Genomic DNA, 19,117 nt, shown 5'->3' with positions numbered 1-19,117 from the left:
ATCTAAACCCAATTTTAAAAAAATAAGTTACGATCTGTATCTCCTTCTATTTACCAAGGATAAAAAAGTATCATGAGAGATGTTAAACCCTACTCAATGTACATGAATATCCTAAACTTTCAGGTAATTCATTTTTTAAATTTTTTGTCATAGTCAGAGATTATATCCCTTTCAACCGTCTTTTTCTGTTTTGGTGGTTTTTTGTAAACCTTGTTGTAAACCTCGTTATCGTAGCTTTCGTAATTATCTTCCAGGTCAGAATCTCCCTCTATTAACCGGTTTATCATATCTTCGACTTCACTGGGATCTGGAATATCCTCAAGCACCATGGTTGTTCGTTCATGGCCTCCAAATATTTCTATATCCCCAGAATTGAAGATTCGTTCTGTGATACTTTGGGAAACTGAAACATCCTGGATCTTATTGTAATGCATAAAAACTCTTTTTTTTCTTAGAACTCCCCTTTTAATTACGACTCTACGGTCGGTGATAAGGTAACTTATGGATTTCCATACCAGAACATCCCAAACTATCCATAAAAACAGGAAAAATGCTATAAGCATCAGTATTATGGTTACTGACTCAACAAGGGGTATTTGAACCATTGTTATGAGGTAGTTCTGGAGGGATGCTGCAGCCACAACTATTGAATTGAAGAATTTGAATATGATTAGTAAAATTATAAATTTTAGGAAGGTTGATGTTAAACTCATCATGAATTTGGGTCTGGTTTCAAAGACCACCCTTTCACCTGGATGTGATTTCACTTTTTTACCGAACATACTAATCACTCCATTATATCTTTAGTTTGTAATCTAAATATTTTGTGTAGCTTTTAAATCTGATTATGCTTGGATTTGTCCTTCAAAATCAAGGTTACAATGGTTTTGCAATTTATCATATGATCTAAATTTGAACAAAAAATGAATTGAAACGAATGGATGTTGTTGAAGTTATCAATTGAGTAGAATCTTTTATGTAGAGTTCATGCTATAAAAAATATTTGATGAATTCCAGGAACATTAAGGTTAGATCTATTGGTATCCATGAAACCAACCTACAGGTAAAAACAGACATTGAAGTAGAGGGACTTTACACTTTCGTGTTCAGACAGCGTGAGGAGCTTAAAGGATACATTCATAAATACCCTGATTTTTTAACAAACCTTGAACCTGTGATCATTGAATCACATGAAGATGCACCTCAGATAGTGAAGTTGATGGCTCGTGCTGGGAGAAAAGCTGAAGTTGGACCTATGGCAGCTGTTGCAGGGACCATATCCCAACTTTCAATGGGATTTTTATTGAGTAAAGGTTCAAAATATGTTATAGTGGATAATGGTGGAGACATATCCATTAAAACCCATGAAGATGCAGTGGTAGGATTGTACGCTGGAGAATCACCATTATCTGGAGCTTTAGGATTCAAAATAAAACATGAAAAAACCCCCATGGGCATATGCACATCATCAGGAACCGTTGGGCATTCCATAAGCTTTGGAAGGGCAGATTCTGTTACAGTTTTTGCAGGTGAATCAAGCACCGCAGACGCCCTTGCAACATCCATTGCAAACAGTGCAGTTGGGGCTACAGATGAAGATGCCGTGGAGAAATGTCTTGAACGGGCCGATGACTTTAGGGGAATCATGCAGGGGGTTCTTGTCATCGTTGGTGAGTCTGCAGGTACACTGGGAAAAATTCCAAAACTCGTTGAAACTGATAAAAAAGTGGTTCTCGGGGATCTATGGGACACAATTACTTGAATGGGATCCACGTGGTTTTTTACCCATTTCAGATCCAAAGAACTAAAAAAGATAAAAAAATAAGAATATAAGAGAGAATAAAAGCAAAATGACTAAATAAAGGATTAACTGGTTTCAAATGGAAGTACTTCCACCATACTTCCCTTTTCAAGGATTTCAATGTTTTTAGGTACTTTTATGAAGCCATCAGCCTGTGCAAGGGAAGCTATTGCACCAGAATCCTTGAGTATTGGAACTGCAGTGTCCCCCTCGATCTTCACAAGAACGTTGTGGCTTCTTCCACGAGCTGGCCGATATCGTCGTGATAATTTGAGATTGAACTTTGGAACATTGGAATCAACCTTCAAACATGCGGCTTTCCTTAAAAATGGTGCAACGAAGATGTAAAAGACCATTAACGCAGCCACAGGATAACCTGGAAGTCCAAATAAAATCTTTTTTTTCGTTTTTCCAGGTATTAAGCATATTAACGTTGGTTTTCCAGGTTTTACAGCTATACCGTGCACGAGGACCTCACCAATTTCATCCATAACCGTCCTCAAAACATCCCCTGCACCTGCAGACGTTCCTCCAGATGTTATTATAATATCTACATCCTCAAATTCATTTATCTTATTTTTTAAGGTATTATAATCATCTTTAACTATTTCCGAATGTATTGGCATGCATCCACATGTTTTAACTGCATCAGAAATTGTTCTGGAGTTTATATCATAAATTTTACCGTAATCAAGATCCTGACCTGGAACCACCACTTCATTTCCAGTGGATATAACTGCTACCTTCGGTTTTGCATAAACTGGAACTTCAACCTGTCCAATGGCACTTAAAACTCCAATCTTATCTGGAGTCAAAGAGGTACCCTTCTTCAGAAGGAGTTCACCTTTTTTCACATCTGACCCCTCTGAAGCTATGTTCTGACCCATGGCTATACTTTCATAAATGAGTATTTCATTTGTCACATCTTCATCAGTAGTTACATCTGTTTTTTCGGTTGATTCAACCATCACAACCCCATCTGCACCTTCAGGTATTGGTGCTCCTGTTGAAACCTCTGTGCACGTTCCATTTTCTATCCTTTTTACAGGAACATCCCCTGCACCAACAGCTTCCAGAAGTTTTAGTGAAATAGGTTTATCTTCTGATGCTTTGAAGGTATTTTCTGATTTTACAGCGTAACCATCCATGGAAGCTCTGCTGAATGGGGGCAGATTGATAGTTGCATACACATCCTCTGCAACAACCCTTTTGTGAGCTTTTTCAAGGGAAATTTTTTCAATTTTTGCCCGGAAGGGTAAATCTGAAATTATTTTTTCCACATCTTCAGGATCCATTATGTTTAGAAATTCCGTTCCCATTGTCACCACTAACTCCAATATCATATTAACTGGTTTTTCCATGATAAAAAGTGTAAAACCTAAACTTATTTCACTTTTATACTCTTTATATCTAATTAGGTTTTTTACTTTTCATATGCTCTTGGGAAAATAGGATATTCTTTACATGGAAGATAGTCTTACACAGACAGATAAACAATCAAAAAAATAGGTTCCCATGAACCCCAACTTATACAAATACTCCGTTTTATATAGACCAACAACCTATATAAGTAAAGAGATTAAATGATAAGAGAGTAGTACAGTAAGATAAACTTTTTATGAATGGGTTTTTTGATTCAGGATCCTTTAAAAATGTAATCTTACTTCATAACTATAACTCAATCTTTATTCCATAAAATAGGAGGAGAGTATTTGAACAAAGGACATAATCAAGGACCTCAAGAAGTTAGGAGAGTACGTTCACCCAGAAGGGGAGAAATACCAGGAGTAGTTGAACAGATATTAGGACATGGAAAACTCAGGGTTAGATGTTCCGACGGTAAAACCCGACTTTCAAGAATTCCCGGTAAAATGAAGAAGAGGATATGGATAAGGGAAGGGGATGTTGTTCTCATAAAACCATGGGAATTTCAGAGCGATGAAAAAGCTGACGTCATATGGAGATACACCCGAACCGAAGCCAACTGGCTTGAACGTAAGGGATACTTAAAATTATAATCCCGAATAAATTTTGAGGATTTTAACTTTACGTAATTGAACGATCTTAATCATACTATTTTAAAGCTTTTTAAGACTTTTAATCCTGTTTGATTCGTGTTTCACCAACTCTTAAGATTGTTTTAAGGCTTTTTATCCTGGAGAAATTTATATGAGCTCAAAAGTGTCAAAAGCAGATGATAACTTAAGAAAGATGTTATCAGAAAAAAGATTGAAAAGCGTTGAAGACAGAAGAGTTGGAAGTGAGGTTTTTGATAAGATAACCCTCGAAACACTCTACAAACTTGCCAAGATGGGATATATAAACGTCCTGAACGGAGCCATAAGCACAGGAAAAGAAGCAAATGTATTCAAAGGCATTGATGATGACGGAAACTTTGTTGCAGTTAAAATTTACAGAGTAACAACCTCAGATTTTAAAAAAATGCAACAGTACATTCAGGGCGACCCCAGATTCAATGTTAAAAGTAGCAATAAACGTCAGCTCATTAACGCATGGGTTACCAAAGAATTAAGGAACCTCACAAGGGCCTACGAAGCCGGGGTAAATGTTCCCAAACCTTTGGTCGCTAAAAACAATGTTCTGGTAATGGAATTTATAGGCGATGCAGAAGGAAACCCTGCACTGCCCATGAGATTATCAAAAGTTTCAAATCCTAAAAAAGTTTCAGAAAAAATAATTGAATACGTTAAAATTCTTTATAATGACGCTAAAATAGTTCACGGAGATTTGTCTGGCTTTAATATCTTGATAAAAGATGATGAACCCTACATCATTGACATATCCCAAGGTATGATTGTTGATCATCCAATATCCCATGAGCTCCTGAATAGAGATATTGACAATTTAATACGAGATTTTAAGAAACTAGGCATTAATATAACGAAAGAAGAGCTTAAAAGTAAGATTATGGATTTAAAATCATAGAAAACTATAAAAGTATATCATAATGGATATTTTAATATATCCGTGCAGTGAGGTGAAATCATGCCTAACACTGAATACCTCAAGATCCCCCGCGAACGTGTTGGGGCGGTCATTGGAAAACAGGGCATTACAAAGGAAGAAATTGAGAATGCAACTAAAACATCAATAGAAATTGACAGTGAAACTGGAAGTGTATCCATATCTCCACGGGAAGATGCCGAAGATCCTTTGGCTGTTTGGAAAGCTAGGTACATAGTCAAAGCTGTGGGTAGGGGATTCAACCCTGAAATTGCACTCAAACTCACAGATGATGAAGTGCTTCTGGAAATAATAAACCTTCCAGACTACGTTGGAAAATCAAAAAAAGCCATATTAAGACAAAAAGGCAGAATAATAGGTAAAGATGGACGTACAAGGGACATCATAACAGATATGACTGGTGTTGATATTTCAATCTACGGTAAAACAGTTGCAATAATAGGAGATATGGAACATATCCACCTTGCAAAGGAAGCTGTTGAGATGATACTCGATGGTTCAAGACATAAAAGTGTCTACGCATTCCTTGAAAAGAAAAGCCGTGAAATGAAGATAAGAGAATTTCACAAAATGGCAAAGGACGAAAATAAGTTACTTTAATTATCTAATATCTTAAATCTTCAATTTTTATAAATTCAAGGATTTTACTGTTTTAAATCCAGTTAAATCCCTATTTAAATCAAATGTATCTTAATAATCATATTTAAAGGAGGCTAACTTTGGAACGAGAAGCATCAGAACTTTTTGAAGAGTTTAAAGAACTCACTGCATCTGAATTTTTCAGAAGAAACAAACAGATGCTGGGATTTTCCGGTAAGATACGATCCCTCACCATAGTTTTCCACGAGCTGATAACGAACAGCTTCGACGCTGCTGAAGAGGCAGGCATATTACCGGAGATATCCATAGACCTCAAAAGAGTCGATAAAGACCATTACATATTGAAACACAGAGACAACGGCCCTGGAATTCCTGAGGACTACTTAACCCGTGTGTACTGTACCATGTTCGCAGGTTCCAAATTCAGAAACATTCAATCCAGAGGTCAGCAGGGTCTAGGGTGCAGTGGATGTGTCCTTCTATCCCAGATGACAACTGGAAAACCTGCAAAGGTAATATCAGGTTACAGGGATGGAAATCAAATCAAGGGCGTTGAGATGACATTCAAAATGGATGTCAAACAAAATAAAGGACTCATACTCGAGAGAAAAGAGGTTGATCTTGATTCTACAGGTGTTTCAATAGAACTTCAGTTCAAGGATGTTTCCTACTCCCTCAGTGAACAGGGTGCATACGAGTACATACGAAGGACCATGATCGCAAACCCCCACGCAAAGATAACCTTCAGGGATCCAACAGGACACAAGTACATCTTCGACAGAAGTTCCAGTGAGATACCACCACTTCCTAAGGAGGTTCTACCTCATCCTAAAGGTGTTACGGCAGACGATCTGATATTCATGGCCAAACACACCGATAAACGCAGGTTCAGGAGCCTTCTTACAAGTTCACTCTCAAGGATGTCCAACAAGAGGGTGACTGAAATTGAGGAAGCAACTGGAATAGATCTCAACAAACGTCCAAAGGACATGAAGTGGGAAGAGGCAGAAAGGATAGTTGATCTCTTTGGTCAGATGGACTTCATGGCCCCTCCAACTGCTGGTTTAATTCCTATAGGTAAAGAACAGATTGAAAAAGGTATAAGGGAAATTCTAAACCCGGAATTTGTTGCTGTTACAACCAGAAAGCCCAAAACCTATAAGGGTGGTGTTTCATTCATAGTTGAAGCGGGTATCGCCTACGGTGGAAGTTCTGGAAGGGTTGTTGGAGAACAGAAAAAGGCTGAGATCATGCGTTTTGCAAACAGGGTCCCATTAACCTTTGACCAGGGAAGCTGTGCAATAACAGAGGCACTTAAAAGTATTGACTGGAAGAGGTACGGTATAAGGGACATGGAAAATGCTCCAATAACTGTTTTCGTCAACATAATCTCAACCAACGTCCCATACCTTTCAACTGGTAAGCAGAGTGTTGCACCTGAAGCTGAAATTCTCCATGAGATAAGACAGGCCACCATGAAGATAGCAAGAAGTCTTCAGAAGTACATAAATGCTAAAAAGGCTGCAAAAGAGGAAGAAATGCGTTCAAAGGTCTTTGAAGCCTATGTACCAGTAGTACTTAAGGAAGCTGCAATCCTTGCAGAGAGGGATGTTCCAGAATACGGTGATGTTTTGGCAAAGGTCACAAGAAAACCAAAGATTTTAGGTGATGTCAACAATGAATAGACGAGATTTAGCCCTGGGTAAACTCAGAGGCCTGGGAAATTCAATAATAGATGACGTTGAGAATAACATGGTTCCTTCAATAAAGGTTCCATCAAGGGGTACATCCAACATAGTTTACGATGAGGCAAAGCGTTACTACGTTCTGGGTGACAGGTACGGAAAACGATCCCTTGGAAACGTGAAGCAGATCAAGAAGGTTGCTCAGATGGTCAGTATGGGTAACTTCTGCAAAGGACTTGTCAATACAGAGAAAACAGCAACTATAAGGGAAATGTACTACGTTTCAGAGGGATGGGATGTTGACTTTTCAAATCAGGACGAATCCAACCTCATAGTTGAGGACCTTGAGGTCACAATGGGAATAAGTCGTGAAGACCTTGGACTCATGCCAGAGGAAGATGGAGCATCTGTTTACGGTGACCTGACCCTTAAAGATGATGATGTGGAAATAAATGCCATAAAATCGGGTAAATCCGGTTACAGTATCTCCCCTACAATAGATGAGATTGAATTCCTTGATCATGGTGTTGAGAGGGTTATAGCTGTTGAGACCATGGGTATGTTCCACAGGATGGTTCAGGAGAAGGCCTACAAAAAATTCAACTGCCTCATTGTGGGGCTCAAGGGACAGGCTGCACGTGCAACCAGAAGGTTCATTAAAAGAACCCACGACGAGCTTGGTTTACCTGTTTATATCTGTAACGACGGAGACCCATGGGGATTCCATATCGCCATGGTTATAATGTCTGGAAGTGCAAAGCTCGCCCACGTGAACCACGAGCTTGCAACACCAGATGCCAAGTTCCTGGGAGTTACAGCATCCGATATCATAAACTACGACCTTCCAACGGACAATCTTAAAGACATCGATGTTTTGCGTCTCAAAGAGCTCTCAAAGGACCCAAGGTACCGGGATGAGTTCTGGCAGAACGAGATCAAGAAGATGCTCAAGATCGGGAAAAAAGCAGAGCAGCAGTCCTTCTCCAAGTACGGATTGGAGTACGTTGTTGAGAAGTATCTGCCTGAAAAACTCGATGCAATGTAAAAACAAACAAATATAAACAGGGTTGCAATACCCTTTTTTCGTTCTTTTTTTAGAAATATAATCGATTTATATAAAATAGTATAATCTGATTCTTTTAAGATAAAATAAGATGGAAGTATCCATTTAAGGACACACCACCCTCCACATAATCAATTTAAGAAGGTTAACCCTTGAAATAACGGATTTAGAATTTGAAGACATTTACACTTCATATAAATAAGTTTCAAGAGGAACTTTACATAAAAAATAATAGTTAAAAATGCCTTTTTTAAAAAATAGAGTAATAGATAAGGGTTATCCAATAGAAGGGCACATTCCACATTAAATAATCCTTATAATTACCTTTTTTCTTTAAATAAGTTCTAAATTAACATCATTTCTAAAAAAAAGAAATTAAGAAAGGAAACTCCTAACCCATTAATATAAATCCCTTTAATAAAGTCTTAAAACTAAAAAAATGCAATTAAAAGGTTTTTAAATTAATTTTGAATCAAAATATTTATATGTACTCCTTTTAAGACAATAAGGTTGTCTAGAAATTCATTCAGAACAAATTTTGATATTTTGATCATCATCTAAAGTTCTGAAACTGAGGATATCTAGACATGGAGGCGGTATAATTAAGCGAAGATTAGTATTAGCCATGCTGCTAATTATGGGCATGGCAGTTTTCAGCGCAGGAAGTATATGTGCTGAAAACCCACAAAGCACAGTAAAAACCAGTTTAAGTTCAGGAAACGGACAGGGTACATGGATTGTGGCATTATCAGCATTATCAGCATATTTAAAGGCCACTACAAATTGTCAAGCAACTAATTCTAAAGTTGTGGCCACATCAAAGTCGATTGTGAAAAATGCTAATGCAACTACCAGTTATACTAAAGCAGTTGCAATATTCAACTGGGTTAGGGATAAAATAGGTTATTCTTCCTATTCCAACACCCGGTACGGTGCTTTGAGGATGTTGAGTGTTAAAAAAGGAAATTGTGTTGACACGACCCATTTATTAATAGCCCTTGAGAGAGCTTCAGGTATTCCAGCACGATACGTACATGGAAAATGTAGATTTTCAAGTGGAACCAGTGGTCATGTTTGGGCAGAGGTCTATGTCAATGGTAAGTGGTATAAAGCAGATGCAGTGAGTTCTAGAAATAGTTTTGGAACTATGAACAATTGTAAAATATTAAGTATATACAGTAAATCTGCAGCACTAAAATTTTAATTTCCTTTCTTCCTTTTTTAATGGTTATTTTTCAATATATTATAAAATGATTATTTTAAACCACCCATATTACTTTTAAATCATAGCCTAATTTAATTTCTTTAAAACATCTTATTGTTAGATTAAATAATAAACTAAGATCATAAAATTTATAATAGAATGAAAAATATAAAAAGTTATATAAAATGGTGTTTTTATGTTGAAACTTATTTCAGAAACTCCATTTTAAATTCAAACTTGAAACTTATCTGAAATATCATATCAAAATATAAAATGGAATAAATCTTGGAAAAAATCGTTGGGAAACGTTTAAAAACGGAGGTTAATCATGAAATCTGTTGGAATAAATGGATACGGTACCATAGGTAAGAGAGTTGCAGATGCAGTTGCTGCCCAGGAGGATATGAAGATCGTGGGGGTTACAAAGAGAACCCCTGACTTTGAATCAAAAATGGCGGTTCAAAAGGGATATCCACTTTACATAAGTGTTCCTGAAAGGGAAGAACTCTTTGAAGAAGTAGGGATAAAGGTTACAGGTACAGTTGATGATCTCTACGATGAAGTGGACATCATGGTTGACTGCACTCCAGAGGGTATTGGTGCAAAGAACAAGGAGATTTACAAGAAACAAGGCCTAAAAGGAATATTCCAGGGTGGTGAAAAGCACGACCAGATAGGTCAGTCCTTCAACTCCTTTGCAAACTTCAAAGATGCAATTGGAGCAGATTATGTGCGTGTGGTTTCATGTAACACCACAGGACTCTGCAGAACCCTGACACCAATAAGGGATCTTTGCGGGATAAAAAAGGTCAGAGCTGTGATGGTGAGGCGTGGAGCAGATCCAGGACAAGTTAAGAAGGGCCCAATCAACTCAATAGTCCCTAACCCACCAACGGTGCCTTCACATCACGGTCCAGATGTCCAAACTGTCCTACATGGACTCAACATAACAACCATGGCATTACTCGTTCCAACAACACTCATGCACCAGCACAACCTCATGGTTGAACTTGAAAACCCTGTGGATGTGGAAGATATAATTGAAACCCTTGAAAAAACTCCTAGGGTTACCCTTGTAGAGGCAGGTAAAGGTTTAGGTTCAACTGCAGAGATAATGGAGTATGCAAGGGATCTTGGAAGACCAAGAAGTGACCTATTCGAAATAGCTGTGTGGAAGGAGTCCCTCAATGTTGTTGATGGAGAGCTCTACTACATGCAGGCTGTGCACCAGGAATCCGATGTTGTACCAGAAAACGTGGACGCAATAAGGGCCATGCTGGAACTTGAAGATGACCCTGCAAAGTCCATAGAAAAAACCAATAAAGCAATGGGTATTGTTGGATAAAATCCAACCATTTTTTTTCTATTTTTTAATTAGAAAACAAATCATAAAAAACAAGTTCATTACTTAAGTTAAAATGTTTTAAAAATGTTTCATATTAAATGTTTCAAAAATTAAGATAAGGATAATCTCCATCTTCTCAGTATAAAGATGCTAAAACTGATTTTAACAAGGAATCAACTTTCAAAGGGAATATCACAAATCAACTGGTTTTAAAAAATGTAACTGTGAGGCAAAATGAAGTACGACTTCCACACCCACTCAAAGTACTCTGCAGATGGACAAGGAGAACCTGAACTCATGGTCAAAAAAGCCATTGAACAAGGGCTTTCAGGAATTGCAGTAACCGACCACAACACCATAAGAGGTGGCGTTGAAGCCAAAAAGTATGAAACCTCTGATTTTGAAGTGATAGTTGGATCCGAAATAATGACGGATCGTGGCGAAGTAATTGGACTATTTCTATCTGAAGAAGTTAAATACAGAAGTTTCATGGACGTTGTGGATGAAATAAAGAATCAAAATGGTTTTGTGATTGTTCCACATCCCTTCGATACCATCAGGGGAAAATCCGTCTTTCCAAAGGAAGAGGATGTGCGTTTCATTGACAACATGGAAGTATTCAATTCCAGATGTGTTTTAACAAATTACAACAAAAAAGCAGAAGATTTTGCAGGAAAAAATGCTGTTAACATCATTGCTGGAAGTGATGCACATTTTTTAAGGGAGATCGGCTCCGGAGGAGTTGTAACTGAATCTGAAGACATCTACGAAGCCGTTGCAAAGGGTGACTTCAAAGTTTTCGGCAGAAGATCCACTCCAGTGAACATGGGATTATCTGAGATTTTGCGGTTTTGGAAGATGCTGAGAGAATGAGATTGCTCGGAGATTTTAAAACTCCAAAACTCATAAAAAAAAACTTTGAATCTAAAATTGGAGTAGGGCGCTAAAACTCATTTTAAGTTCTATTTTTAATATATTTAATATAAGTGGGACATAGATCAAATAGCTCGGTACTTATCAAATTATGAAGAATCATTTTAAAGACTTGATTTTAAATTAGAAGGTGAAGGATATGGAATGTCAGGATTATGGGCTTACAAGAAATACAGAGAGAGAAAATTTGAATCTGAACCCTCTTCAGAGGGGCGGTGTTCTACCAATTGAGGCCAGGAAGGCCCTTTATGAATTTTCAGATGGTTACAGTGTCTGTGACTACTGTGGAGGCCGTCTTGATGAAATAGCCAAGCCCCATATACATGGATTTCTGGACGACCTTGCAGGTTTTATAAATACTGATCATGCCAGAACAACCCATGGAGCCCGGGAGGGAAAATTTGCAGTTATGCATGCACTCTGCAAACCTGGAGACACAATAGTGGTCGATGGAAACGCCCATTACACCACACACGTTGCAGCAGAGCGCTGCGGACTTAAAATGGTGGAGGTTCCAAACGAAGGAGAACCAGAATATAAGATCACACCAGAGGGATACAGAGAAGTTTTGGACGATCTTTCAGATCGAGGCGAGGATGTTAGCCTTGTTCTCCTAACCCATGTTGATGGTAACTACGGTAACTTAACTGATGCGCGTTCTATTGGGAAGATAGCTCATGATGCAGGTGTTCCACTGCTTCTGAACTGTGCGTATTCCATGGGCAGGCTTCCCATTGATGCCAAAGCAATGAATGCAGATTTCGTTGTGGGAAGTGGGCATAAGAGCATGGCTGCATCTGGACCCATTGGTGTGCTTGGAGTTAGTGATGAATGGGCAGATCTTGTGCTTAGAAAGTCCGGAAGGCATGCTGTGAAAGAACTGGAAATGCTGGGCTGCACCAGCCGTGGAGCACCCATCGCAACATTAATGGCCTCACTTCCACACGTTGCAGAACGTGTGCAGCAATGGGATGAAGAAGTGGAGAAGACTAGGGGTTTCGTTGCAAAGATGGAAAAAATTGAGGGTGTTACCCAGGTTGGTGTTAAACCAACGGAACATGACCTCGTACGTTTCGAAACACCGATCTTCGATAAAATAGCTGAAAAACATCCACGCAGGGGCTTTTTCCTCTACGAAGAACTTAAAAAACGCAACATCGTGGGTATAAAACGTGGGCAGACCAAATGGTTCAAATGCAGTGTTTACGGCTTCAGCCAGGGGCAGGTTGATTATATTGGAGATTCATTTGCTGAAATTGTTGCGGAGTATGAAAAACTTCTGTGAATAAAGTTTTTTTACTATCCCACCTTTATTTATACACATACCATTGAGTTTATATTTTAAATTTGTAGCTTCCTATTTTTTTTGAAATATTATGAATTATTTTCATGAATTAAAATAAAATCTGTTCCAAATTGAATTACAGAAAAATAAGTTTAAAATCAAGGGTACAGAAATGTTAACCTCTAAAAGGACATACCCCCTTAAAAATGAAAAAATGGACAATATTTAATCAGGTTTTAGGATCAACCTCATCTTTTAACAACAGGGAATTGAATCTCCGTTAGAAGTTCTTCCTCAGGTACCTCCTGTGGACTGTTGAGGTATATCTCCATGGGCGCACCTGCAGGTTCGTACTGGTTTTTCACTGCATACTCCATCACCGCAGCGTAAACATTACCCACTTCACTGTAAGGCCCCTTATACATCACTGAAAGGACATGGTGCGCTGCAACATTCTTCACCCTGACATTTCCCTTACCTTCTGCCTCCCCTTCAAATGGCATGCCAACTTCAAATTCCATTTCATCTGGAGAAACATCCTGAGGACTTGTGTAGTAAACTCCAAAGGGTGGACCGGCTACCTGAAGATTCTTACTCATTACCCAACCAACAACTTCACCCATTATCTCAGGAATGCTCTCAAAAGAACCTTTGTGGAATATATAAGCTACCTGTTTCTTGGGAACTTCCTTAAACTCGATTTTCATATGAAACCTCCATGTATCTGTGTATTATTATTTGATCTTCGATGCATAAACATCTGATCAAACAAAAAATGAAAAAAAACAAGAACTTTTAAAGATACAGATAATGGAAACAAAGACTCAAAGGACAGAGAACCCAAACTGAGACGTTATTTTATTCTCTCAATCTTAAATACAACAGGCCTTAAACCATCCGTGCATGAAGCTATCATAACGTTATCATCCTTCATCCATCCCTGGAATATATCCTGGGAAAAATTTCCACCGGTTGAAAGAGCTGTTACAAACCTTAAAATATCGTTCCATGCCCATTCACAGAAATCTGCAGGTTTTTCAAGGCCATCAACAAGGAACTCCTGGCCTTCTTCAAAGCAGGGGCATGGAATAATCTCACCGGGACAGTACTCCCTCGCCAGATCTTCATTCAAAATCCTCTTTAAAACAGTGATTTTACAGTTGGACAGTTTAAACCCTCCATGTTCTATTATTCATTGATTCAATTAATTCCTTTCTTTTATTAATTGCCCCATATTAATTTTAAAAATAAAAATATATTTTAAGAGGTATATTAAAAATCTATTAAAAATTATTTCATTTTTGTAATATTTGATATTATTCAAAGGATTCGAATAATCTTTTTGGGCATTATTATTTCTTTGGTATCATTATTTCAACTTGGATAATCGTTTTATTCAAATTATTTAACACAGTAAAATCCTGCCTGCATGTAAGAGAACCACAGAAGTTCAACAATCCTGAAACCCGTATCTTCAAGGAGTGATCTGTGTTCTTCAACTGTTAAGGGGAAGTACTCAACATCGAATCTTGCCAAGTGTGCTTCAACATCTTCTGAATTCTTACCCTGAGCGAGCTGGAAGTTCCTCCAGTAATTTTTAGCAAATTCCACACCTGCTTTAGTGAATGGTCGGGTGTTTTCGAAGGTAACATAAATTCCATGATGCTTCAAAAGATTGTAACAATTCTTCACAGACTTTACTCTACCATCCTTATCCATGTAATGGTGAGACTGGATGGCAGTTATGACATCCAGTTTCTGAGGAAAATCAATCTCTTCACTGGTCAAATTTCCTAAAAAGTTTATTTTGGAATTGGAAGATAACTTGCTCCTTGCTTCATCAAGCATACCCTGTGATGGATCTGCAAGTAAGAACCTGGTGTTTGGAAATTCCTCTGAAGCCTTTTCAGCCAGCGTTCCTGTTCCACAGCCAGTATCAAGCCATAACTGAGGATCATCCACCATGGACTTCACTAAATTTATCGTTTCATGGTGTATTGAATCGTAGTAGGGTATGGTGCTTCTTATCTGGCTGTCGTAAATCTCTGCCTTGTGGGAGGTTTTGGTGTCATTCATATGATCACGTCCATTAATACTGCTATTTCCATATCAAAAGCATTAATCACTGTGTTATAAATTATTGTGTTATAAATTATAAATCTCGTTCCTGACTCTTATGACTCAGATTTACCCTTTTTTTAATTTGAGGGCCAGCTTCGATCGTTCAAGTGCCAATCCAAGCTGTAACCCTATGGAACTCAGATTTTCGAGACTTATTTTATTGTAAGTTTTTATCTTCCGACTTCCCATGTTCAAGAGTCCAATTATTTTATCTCCAGTTTTTATTGGTAAAATGAGGAGTGTTTTTATGCCACTTGCCCTTATTGAGGGTTCAAGTGAGTCATATTCCTCAGATTCTGTTGTTATGTATACCAGATTTTGTTTTTCAAGGGTTTTACTGAATAGATCCTTGAACATGCCCGCCATGCACATGTTTTTCATCTTTTCAGGTAGGTTCCTGTGAACCCTTAATGAGAGTTCTTCCTTATCATCCTGAAGGTATATACAACCCATATCAAATCCAAGGGAATTTATTGTTGATGTTACGGCATTCTCAAGCATTTTATCTTCTGCATCAGAAGAATTAACTACTCCAGATACTTTGTTAAGTGCCACGAGTGTATTTACAAATTCTTCCTTCTCAAGACCAAGGGCCTTCATTTTAAGGTAACTGGATAGTTCATCTGCAGCCATTTCAACATCCTCCAGATTGACTGAGCTTAGTGAACTGGAGGTTGTTAAAAGTAGTATTGCACCCAAAGAAGTGTCTTCATGAATCAGGGGTATGGAGATCATCATTTCTAGGGATTCATCTCCAAATTCAGATTTCATGGTTTCAAACTCATCACCTTCAACTGCAGAGATGGTTTCAAGGTTTTCCATGCTTCGTTTCACAAATTTCTTTACAGATTCAGACACTGATTTGGTGTTGTATAAGGATCTCAAATTTTTACCATCTTTTAAAAATATTTCACCGTGTTTAAATGGAATTATGGTGTTTATTGCATCCATTACTTCCTTTAAAAGTTGTTTTTCATTTGAAGCTGAATTCACAGCTCTGGCTATGAAGAGCAGTGTTTCCAGTTCACGTTTACTACGTTTAGACTGAGATATTTCATCACCAATGAACGTGGTCCCTATAACTTCACCCTTTTCATTTGTTATAGGCCTTATGAATAATTTATAGGGTTTGTAGATACCTGGCTTTTCCAGGAGATCCAGTTCCATATTTATTGTTTCATCTGTACCCATTTTAGATATTGATTCATCCAGAGCCAGCCCCTCATCGCTTGTGACAATCTCGTGAAGATTTTTATTCCCAAAAAACGTTTTAAATGTTTTATTAGCTGTTATAACAGCACCATGTTCATTTAAAGTGAACACAATGGTGTCAGGACGTTCTATTAATGTTTTGAGGTTTTTTTCTTCCATCATCAATCTGTGAAGCTTCGATGCATTGGTTGCCATATTCACAACATCACCAGAAATCTGTTCTTCAGCAGATTCTCCCGTTAAAGCCACTTTGATTTCAGTTTCATCAGTTAAAGACCATAATTTACTTCGACCCACAAATTTGTAGGTTAAAATCCCCTTTGCATTGAGTATTTCCAGATATTTCAGCACTGTTGCTCTGCTCCTGCTGGTTCCCCTTGTTATCTTGTCAAGCATACAGTCCTCAGGTGGATGTGATTTGATGTACACCACTATGAGTCTTTCAGTACTGGATAGTTCTTCCATTTTTTTTAACCTCCCTTCAACCTTCCCCAGATGTTTATACCATATAGTATAAAATATTGACCATATAAATATTGTGGAAAAAGGATTTTAAACCTATTTTTTAGGAATTTAAGTTGTAATAAGATGATCCATATTTTCGTGTAGAAAGTTTTATAAAGGATGAGTTATACTATACGTTATAGTTATACTATACAGTATAAGTGAATGTGTACTTGAAATTCATTCCTGGAGGAGAATCTATGAACTACGAAGAAATGGTAAAAGAATTGAAGGAAGTTTTGGGGATTAAAGGAAGTCCGGTTGCAGTTAAACTCGTGAAAAATCCGGTTGAAATACCTGAATCCTATGATAAAATGCCCGAAAAGAAAAGGCACTGTGAATTCGTTCAAGATGCCCGACTCAATGGAACTGCAGGATACGCAACCACTGCAGAACACTTGTGTAAAGGTGGTGCCGGCGTGATGGGAATTGGCAAACTCCCAGAACCTGTTGCAGACGGAAGCACATACAACAAGTTGGGTAACTTCAAAACAGCTGAAGGAGCCCTTGAAACTGTTGAGGCAATTCCAAAGGTGGAATATGAGAACTACGCATCGCTCTACGCACCACTAGAATCTGTAAAATTCGATCCAGATGTTGTTGTCCTTGTACTGACACCAAAACAGGCACTTCGTGTTAGTCAGGCTTACCTTCAGCTTAAGGGAGGAAGGTTGTCCTGTGATTACTCAGGAATACAATCTTTGTGTGCAGATGCAGTTGTTGCAGTTAAAGAGAGGAGTGTGCCCAACATGACCCTTGGATGCAATGGTTCACGTAAATTTGCAGGGATAGCTGATGAAGAGGTTGTGATGGGAGTACCACCAGAGAACCTTGAGGATATTCTGGATGCCCTTAAAACCTTCAAAGAAAAATGGGGATAGATCATGAAAAAAGTCAAAATTCTGGGCATCAAAAGCCCAAATTCTGCAATACTTGCAGAAAACATTATAAAAAATGGTGCAGATGATGGGCTGATACTCACCCTAAGTCCCGGTTCAGAGAAGGGCCTCGAGGGAGTTGCAGCCAAGTACGGATTTAAAATGGAAGTTCAGAAACTTGAAGGAGAGGTAGTTGTTAGAATGACCACTAAAGATGTTGAAGAGATGGATGTTACAGGAGAAACATGCCCGGGCCCCATAATAATTGTAGGAGATAAGTTAGATTCAATGGAAGTTGGGGAGCGCTTGAAGGTTAAAAGCAGTAAAGTTGAAACCATTGAGGACATATCAGTTTCCATTCCCGGAATGGGTGGGAAAGTCATTGAAAATGGAGAAATTAACGATAAAAGTTACTTACTACTGGAAAAGGTTTCAAAAGATGAATCTTCAAGTTCTGCTTCAGCAGCAGTCAATAGGGACAAGGTACTTGTTGTGCAAAGCAACGGAATAGGTAACGCTGAAAAAGCTTATGCAACCTTCATATTCTCAAAGGCAGCTTTAAGCATGGGAAAAGAAGTTACAGTGTTCATGCTCATGGACGGAGTGAGCATAGCCAAAGATGGAAATGCAAAGACAGTCAAACACCCTGCATTTAACAGGTTGGACATATTAATGAATGAAGCAATTGATGCCGGCGCAAAGGTGTACGTCTGCGAGTTAAGTGCAGAATTCAGGGGCATGAAACAGGCTGACCTTGTTGATGGAGCCAAACTTGCAGGGGCTGCAACCTACATAACCCTTCTAAGCGATCCAAGCTATGCGGTTGTGAATTTCTGAGGTGATTTAAATGGAACTTAGTTATCAGATAATAATACTTTCAATACTCATGAGTGGAATGGTCACAGGGTTTATAACCTTCAGGATGCATGGAATGCGCCTTGCACCACACTTCGCAGCACTTATAACTGCATTCATAGCAACACTTGGAGGAGTGGTGACAGGGAACATCTGGGTATTGTATGTGGCAGTTTTACTTCAGTTCGCTGTAGTTATAACTGCATTTACCCAGACCTGGGCTGTTTTGAGGTACAACTTCCAGACAGCACCATCCTACGCACCGCACCTGGCGCTCGTAGCCCTGATCCCTGTGCTGGCGATTGTTTCAGTAATTTAATCTTTTCTTTTTTTATCTTTCTTCTTTAATCAACAGAAGATTAAACCAAGAATCTCAAAAAAACTTAAGCCATCTCTTTCTAATTTTAAGGTTGAGTAAAAAGTTCATCATACTCTTTTTTTAGTAATTTTACAAATTTTTTTTTGAAGCTATAAAAAACGTAAGGATTATTATTTATTCAAAATAAAATAATTAATGATTAAAAGGCCCTCCAACCAATGAAAAACATAAGACCCATATGAACCTCATGATTAATCATTATAAAATATGTTTATATGTCAATAATCCATTAGGTTATCTGTTTGTAGAAGTTAAGGAGGCTTGAAA

The 19,117-nt window shown here is 38.2% G+C and carries 19 protein-coding genes; 13 read left to right on the top strand and 6 right to left on the bottom strand.

Translation table 11 applies throughout. The annotated features are described in order from the left end of the window. Positions 1–128: 128 nt before the first annotated feature. Positions 129–782 carry a PH domain-containing protein gene (locus tag MCBB_RS01525; protein WP_071905955.1) on the bottom strand — a complete coding sequence of 218 codons (654 nt, stop codon included), beginning with the start codon at positions 780–782 and terminating at the stop codon, positions 129–131. Between the two features lie 224 nt (positions 783–1,006). On the opposite strand from MCBB_RS01525, the gene MCBB_RS01520 reads away from it, so the two are divergent. Next, positions 1,007–1,762: a UPF0280 family protein gene (locus MCBB_RS01520; RefSeq protein ID WP_071905954.1), complete on the top strand. Its 756-nt coding sequence runs from the start codon at positions 1,007–1,009 to the stop codon at positions 1,760–1,762. Between the two features lie 104 nt (positions 1,763–1,866). Here the strand turns inward: MCBB_RS01520 and MCBB_RS01515 are convergent, their stop codons facing one another. Next, the gene (locus tag MCBB_RS01515) at positions 1,867–3,162 is read right to left on the bottom strand and encodes a molybdopterin-binding protein (protein ID WP_331709796.1); all 1,296 of its coding nucleotides are present in this window, start codon (positions 3,160–3,162) and stop codon (positions 1,867–1,869) included. Between the two features lie 351 nt (positions 3,163–3,513). Here MCBB_RS01515 and eif1A point away from each other — a divergent pair, with 351 nt between their 5' ends. From eif1A to pscS, 9 genes are all read left to right on the top strand, one after another. Next, complete coding sequence (eif1A, locus tag MCBB_RS01510; protein ID WP_071905952.1) at positions 3,514–3,819, top strand: translation initiation factor eIF-1A; 306 nt, start codon at positions 3,514–3,516, stop codon at positions 3,817–3,819. A gap of 151 nt (positions 3,820–3,970) precedes the next feature. Then, on the top strand, positions 3,971–4,747 hold the full coding sequence (locus tag MCBB_RS01505; protein WP_071905951.1) for a serine protein kinase RIO: 777 nt from the start codon (positions 3,971–3,973) through the stop codon (positions 4,745–4,747). Between the two features lie 60 nt (positions 4,748–4,807). After that, positions 4,808–5,386: a KH domain-containing protein gene (locus MCBB_RS01500; RefSeq protein ID WP_071905950.1), complete on the top strand. Its 579-nt coding sequence runs from the start codon at positions 4,808–4,810 to the stop codon at positions 5,384–5,386. 119 nt (positions 5,387–5,505) lie between these two features. After that, a complete protein-coding gene (top6B, locus tag MCBB_RS01495; RefSeq protein WP_071905949.1) occupies positions 5,506–7,071 on the top strand; it encodes a DNA topoisomerase VI subunit B in 1,566 nt (521 codons plus the stop codon). Beyond that, positions 7,064–8,116 (top strand): DNA topoisomerase IV subunit A, encoded by a 1,053-nt coding sequence (locus MCBB_RS01490; RefSeq protein ID WP_071905948.1) that lies wholly within the window; start codon positions 7,064–7,066, stop codon positions 8,114–8,116. Before top6B ends, MCBB_RS01490 begins: the two co-directional genes overlap by 8 nt. A 643-nt stretch (positions 8,117–8,759) precedes the next feature. Next, positions 8,760–9,338, top strand: a complete 579-nt coding sequence (locus MCBB_RS01485) for a transglutaminase-like domain-containing protein (RefSeq protein WP_071905947.1) — start codon at positions 8,760–8,762, stop codon at positions 9,336–9,338. A 328-nt stretch (positions 9,339–9,666) separates the two neighbouring features. Next, on the top strand, positions 9,667–10,683 hold the full coding sequence (locus MCBB_RS01480; RefSeq protein ID WP_071905946.1) for a phosphorylating glyceraldehyde-3-phosphate dehydrogenase: 1,017 nt from the start codon (positions 9,667–9,669) through the stop codon (positions 10,681–10,683). Positions 10,684–10,917: 234 nt separating this feature from the next. Further along, positions 10,918–11,556 carry a PHP domain-containing protein gene (locus MCBB_RS01475; RefSeq protein ID WP_071905945.1) on the top strand — a complete coding sequence of 213 codons (639 nt, stop codon included), beginning with the start codon at positions 10,918–10,920 and terminating at the stop codon, positions 11,554–11,556. A 199-nt stretch (positions 11,557–11,755) separates the two neighbouring features. After that, positions 11,756–12,901 (top strand): O-phospho-L-seryl-tRNA:Cys-tRNA synthase, encoded by a 1,146-nt coding sequence (gene pscS, locus MCBB_RS01470; protein ID WP_071905944.1) that lies wholly within the window; start codon positions 11,756–11,758, stop codon positions 12,899–12,901. 248 nt (positions 12,902–13,149) lie between these two features. On the opposite strand, the gene MCBB_RS01465 is transcribed toward pscS, so the two are convergent. The 4 genes from MCBB_RS01465 to MCBB_RS01450 all read right to left on the bottom strand — a co-directional run bounded on the left by MCBB_RS01465 (position 13,150) and on the right by MCBB_RS01450 (position 16,699). Beyond that, positions 13,150–13,608 carry a GyrI-like domain-containing protein gene (locus tag MCBB_RS01465; RefSeq protein ID WP_071905943.1) on the bottom strand — a complete coding sequence of 153 codons (459 nt, stop codon included), beginning with the start codon at positions 13,606–13,608 and terminating at the stop codon, positions 13,150–13,152. A gap of 146 nt (positions 13,609–13,754) precedes the next feature. After that, a complete protein-coding gene (locus MCBB_RS01460; protein ID WP_269454998.1) occupies positions 13,755–14,054 on the bottom strand; it encodes a TIGR04076 family protein in 300 nt (99 codons plus the stop codon). A 248-nt stretch (positions 14,055–14,302) separates the two neighbouring features. Beyond that, positions 14,303–14,977: a class I SAM-dependent methyltransferase gene (locus MCBB_RS01455; protein WP_071905941.1), complete on the bottom strand. Its 675-nt coding sequence runs from the start codon at positions 14,975–14,977 to the stop codon at positions 14,303–14,305. Positions 14,978–15,088: 111 nt separating this feature from the next. Continuing rightward, on the bottom strand, positions 15,089–16,699 hold the full coding sequence (locus MCBB_RS01450) for a GAF domain-containing protein (protein ID WP_071905940.1): 1,611 nt from the start codon (positions 16,697–16,699) through the stop codon (positions 15,089–15,091). Positions 16,700–16,938: 239 nt separating this feature from the next. Here MCBB_RS01450 and MCBB_RS01445 point away from each other — a divergent pair, with 239 nt between their 5' ends. From MCBB_RS01445 to MCBB_RS01435, 3 genes are read left to right on the top strand one after another with little or no spacing between them, the layout of a single operon-like run. After that, the gene (locus MCBB_RS01445) at positions 16,939–17,619 is read left to right on the top strand and encodes a DUF169 domain-containing protein (RefSeq protein ID WP_071905939.1); all 681 of its coding nucleotides are present in this window, start codon (positions 16,939–16,941) and stop codon (positions 17,617–17,619) included. A gap of 3 nt (positions 17,620–17,622) precedes the next feature. Continuing rightward, entirely contained in the window at positions 17,623–18,453 is an 831-nt protein-coding gene (locus MCBB_RS01440; protein WP_071905938.1) for a DsrE family protein, read from the top strand. Positions 18,454–18,463: 10 nt separating this feature from the next. Beyond that, positions 18,464–18,790 (top strand): DUF5400 domain-containing protein, encoded by a 327-nt coding sequence (locus MCBB_RS01435; RefSeq protein WP_071905937.1) that lies wholly within the window; start codon positions 18,464–18,466, stop codon positions 18,788–18,790. The last annotated feature ends 327 nt before the right edge of the window (positions 18,791–19,117 follow it).

The sequence above is a fragment of the Methanobacterium congolense genome (genome assembly GCF_900095295.1).
Classification (GTDB): Archaea; Methanobacteriota; Methanobacteria; order Methanobacteriales; family Methanobacteriaceae; genus Methanobacterium_C; species Methanobacterium_C congolense.
The sequence above is the reverse complement of the archived record's forward strand: the minus strand, read 5'-3'. Positions and strand labels throughout refer to the sequence as shown.

Excerpts from the sequence above, each read along its gene's own strand:
- MCBB_RS01475 (WP_071905945.1), top strand. The coding sequence starts at position 10,918 with ATGAAGTACGACTTCCACACCCACTCAAAGTACTCTGCAGATGGACAA.
- MCBB_RS01525 (WP_071905955.1), bottom strand. The coding sequence starts at position 782 with ATGTTCGGTAAAAAAGTGAAATCACATCCAGGTGAAAGGGTGGTCTTT.
- MCBB_RS01480 (WP_071905946.1), top strand. The coding sequence starts at position 9,667 with ATGAAATCTGTTGGAATAAATGGATACGGTACCATAGGTAAGAGAGTT.
- MCBB_RS01520 (WP_071905954.1), top strand. The coding sequence starts at position 1,007 with ATGAATTCCAGGAACATTAAGGTTAGATCTATTGGTATCCATGAAACC.
- MCBB_RS01455 (WP_071905941.1), bottom strand. The coding sequence starts at position 14,977 with ATGAATGACACCAAAACCTCCCACAAGGCAGAGATTTACGACAGCCAG.
- MCBB_RS01440 (WP_071905938.1), top strand. The coding sequence starts at position 17,623 with ATGAAAAAAGTCAAAATTCTGGGCATCAAAAGCCCAAATTCTGCAATA.
- MCBB_RS01450 (WP_071905940.1), bottom strand. The coding sequence starts at position 16,699 with ATGGAAGAACTATCCAGTACTGAAAGACTCATAGTGGTGTACATCAAA.
- MCBB_RS01505 (WP_071905951.1), top strand. The coding sequence starts at position 3,971 with ATGAGCTCAAAAGTGTCAAAAGCAGATGATAACTTAAGAAAGATGTTA.
- MCBB_RS01465 (WP_071905943.1), bottom strand. The coding sequence starts at position 13,608 with ATGAAAATCGAGTTTAAGGAAGTTCCCAAGAAACAGGTAGCTTATATA.
- MCBB_RS01445 (WP_071905939.1), top strand. The coding sequence starts at position 16,939 with ATGAACTACGAAGAAATGGTAAAAGAATTGAAGGAAGTTTTGGGGATT.
- pscS (WP_071905944.1), top strand. The coding sequence starts at position 11,756 with ATGGAATGTCAGGATTATGGGCTTACAAGAAATACAGAGAGAGAAAAT.
- MCBB_RS01515 (WP_331709796.1), bottom strand. The coding sequence starts at position 3,162 with ATGGAAAAACCAGTTAATATGATATTGGAGTTAGTGGTGACAATGGGA.
- MCBB_RS01490 (WP_071905948.1), top strand. The coding sequence starts at position 7,064 with ATGAATAGACGAGATTTAGCCCTGGGTAAACTCAGAGGCCTGGGAAAT.
- MCBB_RS01435 (WP_071905937.1), top strand. The coding sequence starts at position 18,464 with ATGGAACTTAGTTATCAGATAATAATACTTTCAATACTCATGAGTGGA.
- MCBB_RS01500 (WP_071905950.1), top strand. The coding sequence starts at position 4,808 with ATGCCTAACACTGAATACCTCAAGATCCCCCGCGAACGTGTTGGGGCG.
- MCBB_RS01485 (WP_071905947.1), top strand. The coding sequence starts at position 8,760 with ATGCTGCTAATTATGGGCATGGCAGTTTTCAGCGCAGGAAGTATATGT.